This is a genomic window from Erythrobacter sp. CCH5-A1 (genome assembly GCF_001557115.1).
Taxonomy (GTDB): domain Bacteria; phylum Pseudomonadota; class Alphaproteobacteria; order Sphingomonadales; family Sphingomonadaceae; genus Erythrobacter.
In genome coordinates, this window is record NZ_LSKQ01000104.1 from 1 (window position 1) to 15,416 (window position 15,416).

Here is a 15,416-nt window from a genome sequence, read left to right on the forward strand (position 1 = left end):
GGGTCTCCTCTGAAAGCAGTTACCACGGCCGAGCACAAAATTTTAAACAGTCTCTTTGGCAAAGCCGGTTGGCTAGGTTCACGGCGTCAACACACAGTGCAATGTGCCCTGATTGGGACGCACAGCAATGTTTTCGAGCCCAGCGATGCACCATTCGGGGTCATAACGCGCCTCCGTCCCGTCTGAGCGCCATATCCAATGATCCCCATTTATGTCCTAGTTCGATCCGTCTTTCCGGCATGCGGTCCTATCAGCGATACTGATCGGCCAAGGCGGAAGGTGCTCGCTCAATCGAACGCGCGCGCAATGCTGGTGTTGGGTACCGCAGCTTGCATCCTAGCCCAGCATTCAGCCATGCCGCCGCGCGATCCATGTCCAGGCGGTCACGCGTTCACTGCCGCATCCATGTCTACCAACTGATCATGTTACCTTAATCTCTGCTTCACTTGGCGCGGTGCTTCGCCCGTGACGCGAGCGAACACCCGTGAGAAGGCTGCGGCACTATCATATCCGACGCTGTCGGCCACGGTCTTGACCGGCTTGCCTGCGGCAAGAAGGTCACGCGCAATCGTCATTCGCCACCGGGTCAGATAGTCGATCGGCGTCCGCCCAACGCAGGCGCGAAAATGCGTGGCAAAACGGGTGCGCGACATGCCGGCCACCTCTGCCAGATCATCAAGAGTCCACGAATGCCTTGGCTGTTCGTGCATCGCCGTCAGCGCCTTGGCCAATCGCGGATCGGCAAGGCCGCCCAGCACACCATCATTCACCAGGCCACTGGCGACAACATGACGCACTACCAGGATCAAGAGATAGTCGAACAAATGGTCGATGGCGGCCTGACGCCCATTATTGTCGCCAAATCCTTCGACAAGCAGAAGATCGCAGGCGGGCCCCAGCGTCGGGTTCTCGGCCAGCGGCAGGATGACAAGGTCGGGCAGTCCTTCGCCAATCGGGTTGCCATTATCGCCGCCCAGATCGACCTTCGCGCAGACCAGATCAGCCCCGCCTTCCGCAGCGCCAGTGAACCGATGCGCCTGTCCGCGCGGGAAGAAGAGCAGCGTTGGTTCGTTCAGAATGAGATCGGCCTCGCCAGATCGGCTCAGCGTCAACGCGCCGCTCTTGAGAAGGTGGAGGTAGCCGCAATCGGCAAATTGCGCGGTCGTACACAAGTTGCCGGTAAAGAATGTCCGGGCGCTCGGGGCAGTGTGGGCAAAGAGAGCGGCAAAGATGTCCATGTGAACGATCTGCAATGAAGTTGGCACCAATCTGCACCGATAACAGCCGATAGAGGCGTTGTGCAAGCCCGCACTGACCAACAGAGGAAACGCAAATGCCCCGCATCAACCCCGTAGAACTCGCCACTGCCGACACCGGCGTCCAGGCCACCCTCGGCGCTGTTAAGGCGAAGATTGGCATGGTCCCGAACCTTTTTGCGACCTTCGCTCATGCTCCTGCCGTGTTGAATGGCAACCTCGCCTTCGCAGATGCACTGGGAAGTGGTGTGCTGACCGCTGCACAGCGCGAAATCGTTGCGCTTGCCGTCGCCCAGTACAACAGCTGCCACTATTGTCTGTCGGCGCACACGCTGCTCGGGAAAGGTGCCGGCCTTTCGCCAGAGGCTATCCGCGCCGCCCGTCTGGGCAAGGGCCAAGATCCCCTCGACGATGCGATCGCGACGCTTGCCTTGCGCATCGTTGAAACACGCGGTCAGGTGAGCGACAGCGATCTGTCAGCAGCCCGCCTTGCCGGCCTCGACGACGCCCGCATCGTCGAAATCGTCGGTAACGTCGCGCACAATGTTCTGACCAACTTCATGAACAACGTCGCCCAGACCAAGATCGATTTCCCGGTCGTCGATGTGGCGGTTGCGGCCTGATCATAATGCGTGCGGGCCGGTGCAGGACATCGGCCCGCTCCTCAATCACTTCCATAGGGAACCCTTGCCATGAAACTGCAATTCCTTACCCCTGCGCTGCATGGCGTGCTTGACTATGTCGCCGCTGCCGCCCTTATTGCGCTGCCATTCCTGCTCGGCTTTCAGGGTATTGAGCTTTGGCTCTCTGTTGCCGGTGGGGCGGGCTTGATTGCCTACAGCCTGCTCACTGACTATGCATTCGGTGCGGTCAAGCTGGTGTCGTTCGATGCACACTTGTTGCTCGATCTTGCCGCAGGAGTAGCCTTCATTGCCGCGCCATTCTTGCTTGGCTTCACCGCTCTGGCTTCGATCTACTACCCGGTTATGGCAGCTGGCGTGATCGCGGTGGTTACCCGTACCTCGCGAGCCAACCAATCAGGCCGACAGAACGCCGCTGCCTGAGCACGTCTATCAAGGACACAAGAGTTGTTATCAACAATGCCACCCTGCATGCCCCGATCACGGCATGCAGGGTTTGCCACGTCTGGAGTTTGGCGCTCCACGACCTGAGCCATAGCCCAACGCCCTCAGCGCCATGATCCAGTCGACAGAAAAATTACGCGTACGGAACTCAATTCCTCACTATTCTGACCTTTGCAGAATCAGCCAACAGCGTTGAGCCCGTGAAAGCGGGCCCGCTTGTCGCAAGGCGAGGCGGTGTGCGGATCCCAACAGAGGCACCGCTCCGCTTATTTCTTGAGCACCGGATAGCCATCGACATAAATCGAGTCAGTCGCATTGGCTGGCAAGTGGCAAGTCAGACAATCGGTCTTGTAATCGGTCGATTTCGTCTTGGTCGGGGCGCCCTGATCAAACCATGCCCAGCCCCAGCCGTCGCCCCACAACTTGTTGTCGGGATGGCTGTTCTTGCTGTCCTTCACCATAACGAACCAGCCTTTCAAGGCTTTCGTATGGCTGACAGTGCCCGTTGTCATTGGTCCCGTCGTCGCCTCGAACACCTCTTTTACTAGCGTCGTGCCGTCCGCGAACGTGCCGGTAGCGCGATGCCCGGCTGCAGCACCGGGCGAGGCATAGACGATATGCATCTCCTTTGATCCGGGTGTGCCATCGGCCGCCACAGCCCAAGTGCCGAGATATTGATAGGTATCACGATAATCGGCAGGTACGCGCAAGGTGCCTGCGGCGTCAGCGCCGCTATTTTCCGCTCTCGTTTCGGTCGCCTCGCTACACCCGGCCAACAAAAGCGCCGAGGCTGCAAACAGCAGCGAACCCTTCGGAATGTGCATGAGATATCTCCCTGTTGACGTAGGCATTCGCTAACGCAATGCTTGTCTCTTCATGATGAAAGCCATGTAGATCAAATATTTGTGCAGAAGGGCTCTTTCTCTTGTCCAAACGTCTCTTGTCGCGAATCGACCTTGATGCGCTGTTCGATCAACTGCGTGTCGAGCCGATCGCTTTTTCCGAATGCTTCATTGCCCCCGCTTGGGCGTTGGCCTTTTCAGCCACCCCGGCATCAGGTCTTCACTATGTGTTGCATGGCGAAGGTGAACTGGTGTTAGGGTCGGGCGCGCCTGTTCCCTTCGGCCCGGAAACGCTGCTTGTTACCCCGCGGGACACCCCTTACCGCATCCAGGCGCGGTCTACTCCAGAGGCACGGACAGGTTGTGGAGGTGTGGTCGCGGTAACCATCGACCTTGGACAACCCACACTGAAGCGCTGGCAGGCAGGAAGTGACGAGCCAGCGCTGAAGATCGTCTGCGGCCATTTCCGTGCAATACAGGCTGGCGATCGCGACTTATTCGGTGCGCTTGATGCACCGGTGGTGGAGCATTCCGGCAAAGATAGTGTCGGCAGTCTGATGCCATTGATCCGCACCGAACTCAGTGGGAACAACACGGGCGGCCGGACTATGGCCGCAGCGATGCTGCGCCAGGTTTTGGTGATACTGTTGCGCCGCGGGCTCGCCGAACAGCAGAGTTGGCTTGGTGCGCTTGATCTGGTTAGCGATGAGCAGGTGATGCGTGCCTTCAGCGCCATGGTGCATGAGCCCGGTGCGGCACACAGTGTGATGTCCCTGGCGCAGCTGGCATGCTTAAGTCGGTCGGCCTTCATTAAGCGGTTCCAGGCGTCGTTCGGACACCCTCCCGCCACAGTGCTGCGCGAACTGCGCTTGCTCGCTGCGGCAGACCGGTTGCTGCGTAGCCGCGCATCCGTCGAGCAAGTCGCGCGCGGCGTGGGCTATGCGAGCCCAAGCAGTTTTTCGCGTGCCTTTACCACGCGTTTCGGCGTTAACCCGGCGGCATATCAGGCGAGCGCCGAAGAATGAGGCGCTTGATCTCCGCACAGATAAATCTCTTGCGGCTAACGTGTTGTTTTATTCATTTTGGCGGAGGCATATAATGTAAATGTTGAAAAAAAATTGTGGCGAAACGCGAACATAGGTGTTCGCCTAGTCGCTCGTCTCAACAAATGAAGATCCGTATGAAATTGTGAAGTAATGGCCTGATGTAACATAAGCGGTTGCGTTGTGCTCCCATAATTCAATCGGGCCGCGCCATAGCATCGCGCAGCGGTTGTTCGTCGCTCGATGTAGCTTGGATAAAGGAACCTAGGGGCTTCGGGCTTTTGGTGATAGCGCGAAGCACGGGGATAAAGATAAGGGTCGCAAAGCCTTATGATCGAAGTGCGTCAGCTCAGATTTGCGGTAGCCACCGCCGATGCCCAGAATTTCTCACGCGCCGCCGAAGCAATGCGCATCAAGCAATCGACCTTGAGCAGACGAATAGCCGCCCTGGAAGCGCGCCTCGGGATCAAGCTCTTCGAACGCAGCACGCGCGGCGCAATACCGACCGAACAAGGCAAGGCGTTCCTCAGTGTTGCCCGGCGCATTCTCACCGATATCGACAATCTTCAGACGACAGCCCGCGCGGTCAGCTATGGCGAGGAAGGCAGGATCGCGGTCGGCTTTTCTGCGTCCCTGATGGCCGGCAATATGCGCGCGACCATTGGCGAATATATGCGGCGTCACCCCGATATTCAGTTTGACGGGATCGAAGCCGATCCCGAGCGGATGCTCAGCGATCTGAAGGCCCGGATCATCGACGTCGCGCTGATGCCATCGGACGCGCACGACGCCGGCATCTCGCGGCGCTCGGCATGGTCGGAGCGATTGCTTGTTGCGTTGCCGAAAGACCATCAATTGGCCACATCAGACCGGATTCACTGGAGTGATTTGCGCCGACAGGTTCTCGTGCTGCCCAGCCAAGGCGTGGGGCCCGCCATGGCCCGCAATCTGAAGCGTCGATTGTCAGATCAGGGCTATCGTGCCCACCTGATCGTGCAAGACACAAGCCTCGAAAGTGTTCTGAGCACGGTCCCGTTCGGGCGGTACGTCACGCTTGCCACCGAAGCCTCGATCGGGGTGCAATGGCCGGAACTGACGTTCCTCGAGATCATGGATCAGGGCGGCCCTGCGCGGCTCGACTATGCGTTCTACTGGCGCGAGGATAACGACAACCCAGCGCTGAAGCGGTTCTTTGAACTGCTCAGCGAACGCTACCCGGCCTGACCCGAGCGCCGCAATCTGGCGAAGGACCGGTCGGTCGCGATGAAGCGCTCGATCATCGGCGGGATCAGCCGCTCGGGTGTGGGAGCATCTTTGGTATCGCCGCCGTTGATCGCCAAGCCATAGGAGAGCAGTTCGCGGTGAAGTCGGGACGAGAGCTCGATGGTTACCTTGACCGGCTTTTCGTCGGCCAGGTCGGCCAATTTCAATCGGGTCATGACTCGTCTCCCAATATCAGATCACGGGTCACGAGTACGCGCACGGGAAAACCCGGACGGATCGTCAATGTTGGCCGCACATCGAGCTCGCGGCTGACGACCTGTTCGCCCGCGCGGCCGATGCTGTCCTGCGAGCCTCGGCGCAGCGCGCGGGTGAGATTGTCGTCATTGCCCGCGCCAAGCTCGCCGCCAACACCCAGCAGGGTCGAGACCAGCGCGGCCCGCAGAACGCCGCCCCAATGAAAGTCCACGCCGTCCTGCAGCCCGGCAAAGCCGGATGGGTCGCCGCCGGGTTGGCGTTCGAGCACGATCGACCGGCCATCGGGCAGGATCAGCCGGTTCCATGCGAGCTGCACCCGGCGCTGTCCGAAGGACACGTCGGCATTATAGTCGCCGATCAGCCGAGACCCTTGGGGGATGAGCAGGATGCGGCCGGTGACGCTGTCATGGACAGGTTCGGTCACCTGCGCGGTGACCTGACCTGGAAGATCAGAGCGGATCCCGGTGATGAGTGCTGCAGGAATGATGCTGCCCGCCTGCAAGACATGGGTGCCCGCTGGCGGCTCGATCCGACTGGCTGATACCGTCCGGCGCTCGGCGGGGCGGTCGGCAAAAGCAGGGCGCGGCGCCTCGGCAGCGAGCTGGGGCACCGGCGGCCCACCGCCGGCATCGGCAACTTCCGATCCGTCACCGACAGCAGCTGCTCCCGCACCGCCACCAAAGAACAGGCGGCTTTCGCGAGCGGCGCTGCGTTCCTGCAGCAGCCGCTGGCGTTCCGTCTCGGCTGCCGTTTGCGCAGGCGTTGGCGCAGGGCCAGTGGGCGGCGCAGCGCCGATCGGCGGAAGCTCGGCGACATCCCCGCGCTGTTGTGCCGCCAGGATCGGCGCGCCGAGATCGCCGGGCAGGGGCGGGCCCAGCTTGGGGACATCACCATAGTCGCGAGGGGCATCGGCCAATGCGTCGGGCTGCGCCGCGCCTTCGGTGTTGAGCAGCTCCTCGCGCTCGGCCTGGCTCGCGGGCTGCAGGGCATAGATCAGCGCACCGCCGACAAGGGCAAAGCCGCAAGCCGACGCGATGCCGATGGCCTTGCGCGACAGCCGCATGACGCGCGGCGGATCGCCGCGCAGCTTGACCGCCTCTTCTGGCGTTGGAGCAGCTTCGTCGCTCATGACGGCGACCTCCGGCGTTCCTTGCGGATCTCGACGCGCTGCTGCGAACGGCGGTCGCCAAGGCGCAGTTCGGCGCGCTCGAGCAGCCGGTCGACGATCATAAAGCGGCCGGACACGCGGTAGTTGAGGAGCTCGGCCTGATTGCCCTCGCCAAGCCCGAACAGCGGCGGCATCTGACCTTGCTCCACGCTTTCGGGAAACTCGATAAAGGTCTGCCGCCCGTCATCGAACACGCGCACCGGTCGCCAGGAGGGCCGATCGCCCAACAGGCGATAGCCAAAATTGAGCGCCTCGACCGGAATACTGGCAGCAATTGGTGCCGCGCGCGCCTCGGCTTCCTGCGCCTGTTGCAAGGCGATCAACTCGTCCTGCGGATAGGTCCAGGAGACCGACGCCATGTAGACCGACGGATTGGCACGCAGCTCGATGTGATAGGTGCGGCGGTCGGTGTTGATGACAAGGTTGGTGGTGATGTCGGAGCGGACCGGCTTGACCAGAATGTGGACCCGCGCATTGGCCCCGCGCCCGCTTACGGTGTCGCCGATCAGCCAGCGCACGGTATCGCCCGCAGCGACAGGTCCGGCGCCAACCAGCTGCTCGCCTTCCTGCAGCGCAATGTCGGTCACCTGTCCCGGCGCGGCATAGACCTGATAGAGCGCGCCGGGAGCCCAGGCATAGTTCTGGATCGCGTTGATGAACTGCTCGCCCTCGGGCTGCACGCGCGCGGCGGCGTTTGCCGCTCCCACCCGGTCCCTGGGGGCAGATGGCTGGGAGCGGCGCGCGGCGCGGGAGGGGACTCGCCGCGGTTCGGATTGCGTCTGCATTGTTGCGGTGGTCGCCGCCTCGACGACCACTGGCGCCAACTCTGCTGACACCATCTGTGCTGAAGCCGGACAGGCAGTTGTTCCAAGCAGGACGGAAAAGAGGGTCACTGCAAGGCGACCGGGAATGGGCGAGATCATGAGCCAAGTTCCTTTGACCAGTTGATGGCATTGACGAAGATGCCGAGCGGATTCTTGCGCAGGGCATCGGGGGTGCGCGGGGTCTGAACGGTGATCGTCAGGATCGCGGTCCAGCGACTGGTCTCGGCGAGGCTGCCATCGCGGTAGCGGCGTTCGACCCAGGCAACGCGGAAGCTGATCGGCGAGGCGCGGATGACGCTGGTGACATCTATCCCGACCTGTTCGCGGCCTACAGCCGCGAAGGGATCGTTGGTCCGGGCATAATCGTTGAGCACCAATGCGCCGCGATCGGTGACAAAGTCATAGGCGCGCAGCCAGTTCTGGCGGACAATGATCGGATCGTCGGGAATGCTGCGCACCTGCTCGATGAAGCGTGCCAGGTGGAATGCGATCTGCGGGTCGCTTGGGTCAAAGTCGCTGACCGCAGGGGCGACAGCCTGTGCTTCGCCAAGCTTGTCGACCTGCACCACCCAGGGAATGATCGAACCCTGAGAGCCTTGCCAGACGATCCCCGCAGTGAGACAAGCGGACAGGCCGAGCGCGCCGAAAAAGGCATAGCGCCAGCTTCGCGCCTGCACCCGCGCCGAGCCGATGCGCTCGTCCCATACCTGCGCTGCGCGGTGGTAGGGCGTTTCTGGTTCGGGGGTCTTGCCATAGCGGATCGAGGGTCGTCGGAACATGTGTGTCAGTCCTTTTCTGAGGTGTCGACCGAGGCGCCGCCGCCGTGGCTGTCGCCCGATTTGAGCGTGTGCGCGGCGATGCTCGCGCCATGGGAGATCGTCTGCCGGTCCTTCATCGCCTTGGCCCAGGCAGGCTGGCCCTGATCGGCAGCTGCGGGCGACGGGGGCGGCGGCGTGTTAGGTCCGGGTGTGATGCTGCCGCCGGTCTTGGTGATGGCGTCGCGGCTGCCTTCGCGGAAGGATTGCTTCACGCCGTCACCGGCCTTGCGCAGCGGCGATGTTGCAGCGCTGGCAGCATATTCGCCGACGGCACGCGCGCCGCCTGCGACCGCTGCGCCGCCCGACTTGCCTGCAGAGCCGAGAGCGTAGGCCATGGTCGCGCCGCCTGCAGCGCGCGACGTGCCTTGCGCGACATTGGAGGCAGCACTGGCCACCGCGCCGCCCGCCAGTTTTGCTCCGGCAACGGCACCGGCGGCAGCGCCGCCCGCGAGCAGCGCGGTGCCGGCTGCGGCGCCTGCGCCAAGCTGCGGCCCGCCCGAGACGATGCCATTAGCGATCCCGGGGCCAAAAATGCCGAGGCCGAGCAGCGCCAAGCTTGCCAGCACGATCGACAGCGCGTCTTCAATCGTGGGTTCGCCCGCGATAGCGGTAGTGAACTCGGAAAAGATGGTCGAGCCGATGCCAACGATCACCGCAAGCACCAGCACCTTGATGCCCGACGAGACGACATGGCCAAGCACGCGCTCGGCCATGAAGGCGGTCTTGCCGAACAGCCCGAACGGGATCAGCACGAAGCCGCAGAGCGTTGCCAGCTTGAACTCGATGAGGGTGATGAACAGCTGGATCGACAGGATGAAGAAGGCGATGATGACGATCGCCCAAGCGACCAGCAGGATCACGATCTGCAGGAAATTCTCGAAGAAGCTGACAAAGCCGAGCAGTTCGGAGATCGACTCCAGCAAAGGATAGGCGGCATCGAGCCCCACTTGCGCGACCCGGCCCGGCTGCAGCAGTTCGGCCGCTGTAAACCCGGTGCCACTGGCCTTGAGGCCAAGCCCGGCGAAACTTTCGAACACGATGCGCGCGAGGCTGTTCCAGTTGCCGATGATGTAGGCAAAGATGCCGACAAAGAGCGTCTTCTTGACCAGGCGGGCAAGAATGTCGCCCTGCTCGCCCCATGACCAGAACAGCGCTGCCAGTGTGACATCAATGACGATGAGCGTGGTTGCGATGAAGGCGACCTCGCCGCCCAAAAGGCCGAACCCGCTGTCGATGTAGCGCGAGAAGATGTCGAGGAAGCGGTCGACGACGGCGGTGCCACCCATGTTAGCGATCCCCCGTCATATCGAGGGCGGCATCCCCGCTGTTGTCAGTCACAGGGGGCACGACCGCCGCATCACGCTCGGCCTGCCCCAGGAACCGGCGGCGTTCGGCTGCCCAGGCTGCGGTGCAGATATCGACCGATGCCGCCTCAAGGCCGAGCGCTGCGCAATAGGCGAGGGTGGCCTTTGCATCGTCTCCGGCTTCATGTGCCGCAGCGATGACATCGCGTGGCGGCGGCGCAGGCTCTTCGCGCAGTTCGAGCACGGCCATGGTGATGGCAATGGCGACGAAGGCGCCGGCCCCAATCCGCGCAAAGAGCTTGCTGTCCATCGCCTCAGTTCCCGAACAGCCGGGCATTGCCCGGGACATAGGGCCGGCGATCGCCGAGGAAGCGGCGAAGCTGTTCGCGGGCCTGCGCCTTGGCGGCCGCTTGTGCAGCGGCGTCGAGCGATTGTGCCCGCGCGAGCGAGGCGACCGTAGCGGTCAGGTCCGCGAGCTGCTGCGCCTGCACCGCCAGCAGCTGATTGCCAGCCTGCGCGGCCTGAAGCGCGCCGGTTGCCGACTGGCTTGAGCCAACGAGGCTGTCGATGGCGCCGCGCGTGCCGTCGATATTGCCGACCACGCCGGCCTGAACCCGTAGGGCATCCTCGAAGGCGCCGAGGCTGTTCTGCCACCGGGCTTCGGCGCCCTGGACCAGCATGCGCTGCGGCCCCGTCATCGCGCCCGCGCGATAGTTGTTCTGGAACTCGCGTTCGATCTGACGAACATCATAAGCCACGCGCTGCGCCTGTCCGAGCAAGGCCTGGGTCTGCCGGATCTGCGCTTGCAGCGGTTCGAGCACGGTCAGTGGCAGCGATTGCAGGTTGCGCGCTTCGTTGACGAGCGAGGTCGCCTGGTTCTGGAGCTGCCGGATCTGGTTGTTGATCTGCTCGAGCGTGCGCGCGGCGGTCAGGATGTTCTGGGCATAGTTGCGCGGGTCGAACACCACGCCGCCAATCTGTGCCCTGGCAGCGGTCGGCAGCATGGCGCCGACGCTGACCGAGAGAACCGCGGCACTGGCAGCAAGCATCGAGACGAATTTACGGGCTTTCATGGGCACTACTCCTGGGATTGGTCCGACCGCGGACCGGGCTTGAGAAGGGGCGAGGGGGCGGGCAGCAGCTCGGCTGCCCAGGCGAGGCCGCGATGGCGCAGCCAGCGCGCAGCAAAGTCAGCGCAGCCGTGCACGCCCGTGATCGCATCGATCGCGAGCTGGTCGGCCTTTGATGAGGTGGCGGTGAAGGCGAGCGCGACCTCGCCAAGGCCAAGTTCGAACAATCGGTTGCCGCGCGCCGACTGGCAGTAATAATCGCGCTTGGGCGCCGCCCGCGCGATGATCTCAATCTGCCGGTCGTTGAGGCCAAAGCGGCGATAGATTGCCAATATCTGCGGCTCAATCGCGCGTTCGTTGGGGAGGAAGATGCGGGTAGGGCAGCTCTCGATGATGGCAGGAGCGATCGCCGAGCTTTCGATGTCGGCGAGGCTCTGGGTTGCAAACACCACGCTCGCATTCTTCTTGCGCAGCGTTTTGAGCCATTCGCGCAGTTGTGCGGCAAAGGCGGGGCTGTCGAGGACAAGCCAGCCCTCGTCGATGATGATCATTGTCGGCGAGCCGTCGAGCCGGCCTTCGATGCGGTGGAACAGGTAGGAGAGCACGGCAGGGGCTGCGGCCGAGCCGGTCAGCCCTTCGGTCTCGAAGGCCTGAAAGCTGGCTTCCCCCAGATGTTCGCTCTCGGCATCAAGCAGCCGTCCGAACGGCCCGCCAATGCAATAGGGTGTCAGGGCCTGTTTCAATGCTTGTGACTGCAGGAGCACAGCGAGCCCGGTAAGCGTGCGCTCGGCAATCGGAGCGGTGGCGAGGGAAGTCAGCGCCGACCAGAGATGCTCCTTGGTCGCGGGATCGATAGTCACGCCTTCGGCAGTGAGGATCGCCTGAAGCCATTCGGCCGCCCAGTTGCGCTCTGCCGGTTCGTCGATCCGCGCCAGCGGTTGCAAGAGCACCGTGCCATTGCTGTCCTCAGCCAGGCCGGAACCCGTCAACGAGTTGCCGAGGTCCTGCCAGTCCCCACCGCAGGCCAGCGCCGCTGCACGGATCGATCCGCCGAAGTCGAAGGCAAAGACCTGGGCGCGATCATAACGCTGAAGCTGCAGCGCCATCAGCGCGAGTAGCACCGACTTGCCTGCCCCGGTCGGCCCGACGATCAGCGTATGCCCGACATCGCCGACATGAAGCGAAAACCGGAACGGGGTCGAGCCTTCGGTCCGCGCATAGAATAATGGGGCGGCGTTGAAGTGTTCGTCCCGTTCCGGCCCGGCCCACACAGCCGACAGGGGGATCATGTGGGCGAGGTTGAGCGTGGAGATCGGCGGTGTCCGGACATTGGCGTAGACATGGCCGGGAAGCGATCCGAGCCAGGCCTCTACCGCGTTCATGCCTTCGACGATCACGGTGAAGTCGCGGCCCTGGATGACCTTCTCGACCAGACGCAGCTTCTCCGCTGCCAGCGCCGGATCCTCGTCCCAGACGGTGACGGTGGCGGTGACATAGGCTTGGCCGACAAAATCCGATCCGAGCTCCTGCAGCGCAGCATCGGCATCGGCGGCCTTGTTCGAGGCATCGCTGTCGAGCAGCGTCGAAGCCTCGTTGGTCATCACCTCCTTGAGGATGCTTGCGACCGACTTGCGCTTGGCGAACCATTGCCGCCGGATCTTGGCGGTCAGTTTGGTGGCATCGGTCTTGTCGAGCATCACTGCGCGGGTCGACCAGCGATAGGCGAAGGCGAGCCGGTTGAGCTCGTCGAGCAGACCCGGGAAGGTGCTGCTGGGAAAGCCGACCACGGTCAGCGTGCGCAGATGCGCGCGACCGAGGCGCGGCTCGAGCCCGCCGGTCAGCGGCTCATCGGCCAGCAGCGCGTCCAGATGCATCGGGATCTCGGGAACGCGGACGCGGTGACTGCGGGTGGAGACGCAGCTGTGCAGGTAGGTCAGCGTCTCACCGTCGTCGAGCCATGCCACCTCGGGCACAAAGCCATCGATCAGACGCAGCAGGCGCTCGGTGCGGTCGACGAAGAGGTCGAGCAGTTCTTTGGGATTGATGCCCTTTTCGGCCTTGCCCTCGTAGAGCCAGCTTTCGGTGCGGGCCGCATCTTCGGCGGGCGGCATCCACAACAGGGTCAGGAAATAGCGGCTCTCGAAATGGGCGCCTTCCTCGGCAAATTGCGCTGCGCGCTCGCGCTCGACCAGCGCCGAGGCCGGATCGGGAAAGTCGCTATCGGGGTAATCCAGCGCCGGGCGGCGCACCGCCTCAACGAAAATGGCCCAGCCTGAACCCAGTCGCCGCAGCGCGCTGTTCAGGCGCGCGGTCGTAGCGATCAGCTCTGCGGGCGTCGCGCTGTCGAGATCGGGACCGCGAAAGCGGGCCGAGCGCTGGAAGCTGCCGTCCTTGTTGAGCACCACGCCGGGTGCGACCAGCGCGGCCCAGGGCAGGAAGTCGGCAAGCCGGTCGGCCTTGTTCCGGTATTCGCGAAGCGAGAGCATGGGCTCAGACCCTCAGGAAAGTGGGAAAGCGCAGATGCCGCCGCGCGACATCGACGAATTGCGGATCGCGCCGCGCCGCCCAGACCGAGACCATGTGCCCGAGCGCAAAGATCACCACGCCGGCGATCCACAGGCGCAGGCCCAGCCCAATCGCAGCGGCCAGCGTCGCATTGGCGATCGCCAGCCCGCGCGGTGCGCCGCCGAGCAGGATATGCTCGGTCAGCGCGCGGTGAACCGGTACGACAAAGCCCGGCACGGCTTCCGGCGGCATGGTCTCCATCAGACGAGAGCCCCGCCGCCGAACGAGAAGAACGACAGGAAGAAGGAGGAGGCGGCAAAGGCGATCGACAGGCCGAACACAATCTGGATCATCCGTCGCGCCCCGCCCGAGGTGTCGCCGAAAGCGAGTGCCAGGCCAGTCGCAATGATGATCATGACCGCAACGATCTTGGCGACAGGCCCCTGGATGGATTCAAGGATCGACTGGAGCGGCGCTTCCCACGGCATCGACGAACCCGCCGCGTGAGCAGGGCCCGCGATGGAAAGAGCAACAAAGCTGCCGAGCATGGCAGCGGAGAGGCGGGCACGGGCGCGCGATAGGGTCTGGATCACGATGAAACTCCTGTGGCTGGGGGTGTGATGGGGCGGATGGTGTAGTCGCTGTGGGCATCGAGGCCGGTGACCTCGGCGAGTTCGGCAAGGCGCCGTCCGGTCCCGTCGCGGACAAGGACAGCGATGACGTCGATGGTCTCGGCGATCAGGGCGCGCGGCACAGTGACGACGCTTTCCTGGATCAGCTGCTCCATGCGCCGCAGGACCCCAAGCGCGGATCCTGCGTGGATCGTGCCGACGCCGCCGGGATGGCCGGTGCCCCAGGCCTTGAGCAGGTCGAGCGCTTCGGCACCGCGCACCTCGCCGATCGGGATTCGGTCGGGCCGCAGCCGCAGGGCCGAGCGGACCAGGTCGGAGAGCGTGACCACGCCGTCTTTGGTGCGCAGCGAGACGAGATTGGGCGCGGCGCATTGCAGCTCGCGGGTGTCTTCGATCAGGACCACGCGGTCGTCGGTCTTGGCAACTTCGGCCAAGAGCGCGTTGGTGAGGGTGGTCTTGCCGGTCGACGTGCCGCCAGCGACCAGAATGTTCTTTCGGGCCGCAACGGCGCGAACCAGCGCGTCGGCCTGCCATGGAGAAATGATCTTCGCTGCGACATAATCAGCGAGCGTGAATACCGCGACAGCGGGCTTGCGGATCGCGAAGCTCGGCGCAGCCACCACCGGCGGCAGCAGACCTTCGAAGCGCTCGCCCGTATCGGGAAGCTCGGCCGAAACGCGCGGTGCCTTGGCATGAACCTCGGCTCCGACATGATGCGCCACCAAGCGGATGATCCGTTCGCCATCGGCAGCGCACATCGCGCTTCCCGTATCGGCGATCCCGGCTCCGAGCCGGTCGATCCAGAGCCGCCCGTCGGGATTGAGCATGACCTCGATGACCGAGGCATCTTCAAGCCAGACGGCGATCTCCGGCCCGAGCGCAGTGCGCAGCATACGCGCTCCGCGCGACGATGCTTGCGACGGGATGGGGATCACGCTCATAAATTGCCTCGTGTCGGCGAGGCAACCGATCATCGGCTGCGCTCGTGAGACGGATCAAAGAGACATCAAAGCGGGTGAATGCAACAGCGAGTTGCGGGCGGCGTATCGTAGCGGAAAGGCAGAAAGGCTAGCGTAGTTAGAGCCTCAAATGACCGCTAGGTTGGACTGTGCTGACTGTCCGGTTTTAGGAGCGCAAACGCGGTAACTCGCCATTCGTTCAGAGTGGCGAACCGGGTAGACACTCATCTTTTTATGTGCCATTCTCATAAAAACATGAGGATTGCCAAGTTCGAAATGTCGTATGACGATTTCATATCAGAGTTGGGAAAGGCGGGTCTGAGCGTCCGGGACTTCGCCGCACTGTTGGGCATGAGGGCAAATTCCGTTTCAAATTTGAGAACACCGGGAATAAAAGGGGCCACGGATCGGCCGGTAGCACCGGATTAAAA

17 protein-coding genes are annotated in these 15,416 nt (G+C 63.2%); 4 read left to right on the forward strand and 13 right to left on the reverse strand.

What is annotated here, in order from left to right; genetic code table 11:
• Positions 1 to 425 precede the first annotated feature (425 nt).
• Entirely contained in the window at positions 426 to 1,238 is an 813-nt protein-coding gene (locus AX708_RS05090; RefSeq protein ID WP_058456591.1) for an AraC family transcriptional regulator, read from the reverse strand.
• Positions 1,239 to 1,333: 95 nt separating this feature from the next.
• On the opposite strand from AX708_RS05090, the gene AX708_RS05095 reads away from it, so the two are divergent.
• Together AX708_RS05095 and AX708_RS05100 are read left to right on the forward strand one after the other, a co-directional pair.
• Positions 1,334 to 1,879, forward strand: coding sequence for a carboxymuconolactone decarboxylase family protein (locus tag AX708_RS05095; RefSeq protein ID WP_058456592.1), 546 nt, complete (start codon positions 1,334 to 1,336; stop codon positions 1,877 to 1,879).
• 69 nt (positions 1,880 to 1,948) lie between these two features.
• Positions 1,949 to 2,320: a hypothetical protein gene (locus AX708_RS05100; protein WP_066528268.1), complete on the forward strand. Its 372-nt coding sequence runs from the start codon at positions 1,949 to 1,951 to the stop codon at positions 2,318 to 2,320.
• 287 nt (positions 2,321 to 2,607) lie between these two features.
• Here the strand turns inward: AX708_RS05100 and AX708_RS05105 are convergent, their stop codons facing one another.
• Entirely contained in the window at positions 2,608 to 3,165 is a 558-nt protein-coding gene (locus tag AX708_RS05105) for a cytochrome P460 family protein (RefSeq protein WP_066528270.1), read from the reverse strand.
• 101 nt (positions 3,166 to 3,266) lie between these two features.
• On the opposite strand from AX708_RS05105, the gene AX708_RS19745 reads away from it, so the two are divergent.
• Together AX708_RS19745 and AX708_RS05115 are read left to right on the forward strand one after the other, a co-directional pair.
• Entirely contained in the window at positions 3,267 to 4,208 is a 942-nt protein-coding gene (locus AX708_RS19745) for a helix-turn-helix domain-containing protein (protein WP_082731125.1), read from the forward strand.
• Between the two features lie 348 nt (positions 4,209 to 4,556).
• The gene (locus AX708_RS05115; protein WP_066528275.1) at positions 4,557 to 5,450 is read left to right on the forward strand and encodes a LysR family transcriptional regulator; all 894 of its coding nucleotides are present in this window, start codon (positions 4,557 to 4,559) and stop codon (positions 5,448 to 5,450) included.
• Here AX708_RS05115 and AX708_RS05120 read toward each other — a convergent pair.
• The 11 genes from AX708_RS05120 to trbB are packed head-to-tail and all read right to left on the reverse strand — an operon-like array spanning position 5,438 to position 14,967.
• The gene (locus tag AX708_RS05120) at positions 5,438 to 5,665 is read right to left on the reverse strand and encodes a DUF2274 domain-containing protein (RefSeq protein ID WP_066528277.1); all 228 of its coding nucleotides are present in this window, start codon (positions 5,663 to 5,665) and stop codon (positions 5,438 to 5,440) included. The two genes, AX708_RS05115 and AX708_RS05120, sit on opposite strands and share 13 nt — an antisense overlap.
• On the reverse strand, positions 5,662 to 6,834 hold the full coding sequence (locus tag AX708_RS05125) for a TrbI/VirB10 family protein (protein WP_066528280.1): 1,173 nt from the start codon (positions 6,832 to 6,834) through the stop codon (positions 5,662 to 5,664). The genes AX708_RS05120 and AX708_RS05125 overlap by 4 nt, the downstream gene beginning before the upstream one ends.
• The gene (gene trbG, locus AX708_RS05130) at positions 6,831 to 7,796 is read right to left on the reverse strand and encodes a P-type conjugative transfer protein TrbG (protein WP_082731124.1); all 966 of its coding nucleotides are present in this window, start codon (positions 7,794 to 7,796) and stop codon (positions 6,831 to 6,833) included. Before trbG ends, AX708_RS05125 begins: the two co-directional genes overlap by 4 nt.
• On the reverse strand, positions 7,793 to 8,476 hold the full coding sequence (trbF, locus tag AX708_RS05135; RefSeq protein WP_066528281.1) for a conjugal transfer protein TrbF: 684 nt from the start codon (positions 8,474 to 8,476) through the stop codon (positions 7,793 to 7,795). Before trbF ends, trbG begins: the two co-directional genes overlap by 4 nt.
• A gap of 5 nt (positions 8,477 to 8,481) precedes the next feature.
• Positions 8,482 to 9,801 (reverse strand): P-type conjugative transfer protein TrbL, encoded by a 1,320-nt coding sequence (gene trbL, locus AX708_RS05140; RefSeq protein WP_066528283.1) that lies wholly within the window; start codon positions 9,799 to 9,801, stop codon positions 8,482 to 8,484.
• Between the two features lies 1 nt (position 9,802).
• Positions 9,803 to 10,129 carry a putative entry exclusion protein TrbK-alt gene (trbK-alt, locus tag AX708_RS05145; protein WP_066528285.1) on the reverse strand — a complete coding sequence of 109 codons (327 nt, stop codon included), beginning with the start codon at positions 10,127 to 10,129 and terminating at the stop codon, positions 9,803 to 9,805.
• A gap of 4 nt (positions 10,130 to 10,133) precedes the next feature.
• On the reverse strand, positions 10,134 to 10,892 hold the full coding sequence (gene trbJ, locus AX708_RS05150) for a P-type conjugative transfer protein TrbJ (protein WP_156442296.1): 759 nt from the start codon (positions 10,890 to 10,892) through the stop codon (positions 10,134 to 10,136).
• 5 nt (positions 10,893 to 10,897) lie between these two features.
• On the reverse strand, positions 10,898 to 13,375 hold the full coding sequence (gene trbE, locus AX708_RS05155; RefSeq protein ID WP_066528290.1) for a conjugal transfer protein TrbE: 2,478 nt from the start codon (positions 13,373 to 13,375) through the stop codon (positions 10,898 to 10,900).
• 4 nt (positions 13,376 to 13,379) lie between these two features.
• Positions 13,380 to 13,655: a VirB3 family type IV secretion system protein gene (locus tag AX708_RS05160; protein ID WP_066528291.1), complete on the reverse strand. Its 276-nt coding sequence runs from the start codon at positions 13,653 to 13,655 to the stop codon at positions 13,380 to 13,382.
• A complete protein-coding gene (locus AX708_RS05165; protein WP_066528292.1) occupies positions 13,655 to 13,987 on the reverse strand; it encodes a TrbC/VirB2 family protein in 333 nt (110 codons plus the stop codon). Before AX708_RS05165 ends, AX708_RS05160 begins: the two co-directional genes overlap by 1 nt.
• Entirely contained in the window at positions 13,984 to 14,967 is a 984-nt protein-coding gene (trbB, locus tag AX708_RS05170) for a P-type conjugative transfer ATPase TrbB (protein ID WP_072379960.1), read from the reverse strand. The genes AX708_RS05165 and trbB overlap by 4 nt, the downstream gene beginning before the upstream one ends.
• Between the last annotated feature and the right edge of the window lie 449 nt (positions 14,968 to 15,416).